The organism is Stenotrophomonas sp. 2YAF22, from assembly GCF_052114665.1.
In the GTDB taxonomy this organism is placed as follows: domain Bacteria; phylum Pseudomonadota; class Gammaproteobacteria; order Xanthomonadales; family Xanthomonadaceae; genus Stenotrophomonas; species Stenotrophomonas indicatrix.
Genome location: NZ_JBFRFE010000455.1, coordinates 1 through 3,549 on the forward strand (window position 1 = coordinate 1; position 3,549 = coordinate 3,549).

4 protein-coding genes are annotated in these 3,549 nt (G+C 66.4%); all 4 read right to left on the reverse strand.

Annotated elements, in window-relative coordinates; translation table 11 throughout:
- Window positions 1-340: anthranilate synthase component II (locus AB4Y84_RS16310; protein ID WP_442250449.1), on the reverse strand; the 340-nt coding region annotated here is incomplete at its 3' end.
- A 2-nt stretch (window positions 341-342) separates the two neighbouring features.
- Window positions 343-1,122 carry an SIMPL domain-containing protein gene (locus AB4Y84_RS16315; RefSeq protein WP_046983685.1) on the reverse strand — a complete coding sequence of 260 codons (780 nt, stop codon included), beginning with the start codon at window positions 1,120-1,122 and terminating at the stop codon, window positions 343-345.
- 67 nt (window positions 1,123-1,189) lie between these two features.
- Window positions 1,190-2,665: an anthranilate synthase component I gene (gene trpE / locus AB4Y84_RS16320; RefSeq protein ID WP_442244469.1), complete on the reverse strand. Its 1,476-nt coding sequence runs from the start codon at window positions 2,663-2,665 to the stop codon at window positions 1,190-1,192.
- Between the two features lie 176 nt (window positions 2,666-2,841).
- The coding region (locus AB4Y84_RS16325; RefSeq protein WP_442250450.1) for an XVIPCD domain-containing protein at window positions 2,842-3,549 on the reverse strand (708 nt) is incomplete at its 5' end.

A 3,549-nucleotide genomic window follows, 5' to 3' on the forward strand; every position in this document is an offset into this window, starting at 1 on the left:
CGCCCTTGCCTTCATGGCGGATCGGCGAGGTCTTGCCGTGCATGATGTTGCCGGCGCGGATGACCGTGCCGCCGTAGACCTGGCCGATGCCTTGGTGGCCCAGGCACACGCCGAGGATCGGCGTGGTCGGGCCCAGGCGCCGGATCAGCTCCAGCGACACGCCCGCTTCGTTGGGCGTGCACGGGCCGGGTGAGATGACGATGCGTTCGGGCTTCTGCGCGGCGATCTCGTCCACGCTCATCGCATCGTTGCGCACCACCTTCACTTCGGCCCCCAGCGTCTGCAGGTACTGCACGAGGTTGTAGGTGAAGCTGTCGTAGTTGTCGATCATCCACAACATGGTCAGGTTCCGTCGCTTATCAGGAAAATGGCGTAYACGTTTTCGGTGTAGGTGATGGGGCCGGCTTCGATGGATTCGCGTTCAGCGGGCGCCGGCGCCGAGGCCGGTGCGTAGCTGCCGGTCACCGAGATCCTGTCGAGATACTCACCATCCTCGCCCGGCTGCGGCCATTGCCCGGCCTGGATGCCATAGGCAAAGTTCGGCGCCACATCGGAGATGCTGTACAGGCCGCGCACTTTTGTTCCATAGGCCTTGGCAAGTCCCTGCGCGGACTCGCGGGTCTTGGCCGCGGCCTCGCCCTTGAGCTCGCGGCGCAGCGCGACTTCACCGGAGTAGGTCGGGGCAACGCTGCTGACCTGCACGTTCTCATTGGCCTTCAGCGCGCCCAGCACGTCCTGCATCTGCTTCACGCTGGCGAAGCTGGCGCGCAACTGGCGCGACACCTGGGTACCCATGAAGACCTGCCGGCTCTGCTCATAGCGGGTTGCCGGACCGATCCGCAGGTTGTCCGCACGTACGCTGCCTTCCACCGCCTTGTACTGCTTGAACAGCGCCAGCACGCGGGCAACGTTGTCCTGCACGCGGCGGCGCGCCGCATCCGCGTCCATGTCGGTCTCTTCGATGTTCAACTGCAGGCCGAACCGATCCGGCATCACCACGCGACGCGCCTCGCCCTTCACCAGCAGGTGCGGCTGCGAGGGAATGGTATTGGCCTGCGCCCACGCAGACGGGGCCATCGTGGCCAGCAGTGACGACCACAGCAATGCGCTCAGCAGCTTCATGCGGTACTCCTTGTCTTGAATGGGAACAGCGGAAGGTGCCGCGGCGTCGGCCACGGCACGGCAGAACTCACAGACCCTTGGCGGCCTGGGCGACGGCGCGGAACAGGGCACGGCCCTTGTTCATCGTCTCGTCCCATTCCTTGTCCGGGTCCGAGTCGTAGACGATGCCTGCGCCGGCCTGCACGTACAGGCGGCCGTCCTTGATCACCGCAGTGCGGATCGCGATCGCGGTATCGGCATCGCCGTGCCAGCCGATGTAGCCGATGCTGCCGGCGTAGACATTGCGCTTGATCGGTTCCAGCTCGCGGATCACTTCCAGCGCGCGGATCTTCGGCGCACCGCTGACCGTACCGGCCGGGAAGGTGGCGCGCAGCACGTCGGCATAGCTCAAGCCCGGCTGCAGCTGCCCGGTCACTTCGCTGACGATGTGCATGACGTGGCTGTAGCGTTCGATCACGAACTGCTCGCCCACTTCCACGGTGCCGGCCTTCGAAACACGACCGGCGTCGTTGCGGCCCAGGTCGATCAGCATCAGGTGCTCGGCGCGTTCCTTCGGATCGGCCAGCAGCTCGACTTCCAGCGCCTGGTCCAGCTCCGGCGTGGCACCACGCGGGCGGGTGCCGGCGATCGGGCGCACGGTCACTTCTCCGTCCTGCAGGCGCACCAGGATTTCCGGCGACGAGCCGACCACCTGCAGGTCGCCGACATCGAGGAAATACATGTACGGCGACGGGTTCAGTGCCCGCAGCGCGCGGTACACATCCACCGGCCGCGCCTTGAACGGCACGCTCAAGCGCTGGCTGAGCACCACCTGGAAGATGTCGCCGGCACGGATGTACTCCTTGCTGCGCTGGACCGCATCGACGAAGCCTTCGCGGGTGAAACCGGAGACGAAATCGGACTCGTCCAGCACGTCGCTGGTGAGTGGTGCCGGATAGCCGGCACCCGGCGCGCGCAGCTTGGCCGCCAATGCGTCCAGGCGCGCCTGCGCCTGCTCGAAAGCGCCCGCTTGGCGCGGGTCGGCGTGCACGATCAGGTACAGCCGGCCCTTCAGGTTGTCGAACACCGCCAGCTCATCGGAGTGCAGCAGCAGGATGTCCGGAGTGCCCAGTTCGTCGCGGCCGGCCGGCGATGCCAGGCGCGGCTCGATGTAGCCGATGCACTCGAACCCGAACCAGCCGACCAGGCCACCGGTGAAGCCCGGCAGGCCTTCCAGCTTCGGCACCGAGTGGGCACTGCGCAGCGCCTCGACCTCGGCAAACGGATCGGCCACCTCGCGGGTTTCCACCACCTGGCCGTCCTCGCGCACCGTCAGGGTGTGGCCGTGGAAGGCGTACACGCGACGTGCCGGCAGGCCGATGATCGAGTAACGACCAAAGCGCTCGCCGCCTTCGACGGATTCAAACAGGTAGGTATTGGGGCCGTCGGCGAGCTTCAGATAGACCGAAAGCGGCGTGTCCAGGTCGGACAGCACTTCGCGGACAACGGGAATATGGGTGTGGCCTTCAGCGGCCTGCTGCAGAAACTGAGCGTGCGAGTTCAAGACGACTTTCCTTCCGGGACACAGCGTTATGGGGACGGACGACGGCAACAGGCCACCATCGCCACCAACGGCGTGCGGAAGAAAGGGTATGCGGGGTCGTCAGGCTGGACACCCAATGACTGTATCGCAGCTTTGGCCGCAGGGAAACCCTTTGGCGACGGGCGGTTTGCGCCGCCCTAGCCCATCCGCCGTGCCTGTTCCTGGGTCTCCTGCACCTGCTGCTGGGCCAGCGATACCCCCTGCGCCTGCTCGCGACTGGCGTTGATCGCGTCAACCTGGGCCGTGCTCGCGCTCAGGGGCTGGGCCATGCCCGCTGCCACATCGACGTGGGCATGGCGGCGGTGCGCGGCGTTCAGGTCCGGCGTATCCACCGCGAAGGCACGGCTGTGATCCTCGCTGAGCACCACGTGGGAAATGGACTCCAGCCCTTCGCGCTTGGCCTGCACGGCCAGTGCGCCGGCGAGCTGGTCGCTCTGCAGGTCAGGCACCCGGTTGTGGGCGCGGTCCAGGGCGTGGACCCCGGTCTGTGCGCCATTGAACAACCGGTAGTCGGTGTGGCCAGGGTCATTGATGCCGTGCCCGCGCGCAGCGGGCTCTGCTGCCACGCTGGCGCGGCGGCCATCCTCGGGATGCTGTATGCGCTGGTGCTGCTCGACCAGCTTGCGGGCGACGGCTTCCTGCTTGATCAGTTCCGAGTCCAGGCTGGGAATGACAGTCTCGGCCATGCCATGGCGGGCAGTTGCCTCGCCAAACGCTGGACCGATGTCACGGATCAGTCGCGCGGACTGAGCGAGATTGGAGAGCTTCACCGCATCCAATGGCAGGACACCGGTGGGTACATGCGTTGCTGCCGCAGTGCCCACCCCCACACTGATGCCCCCGAC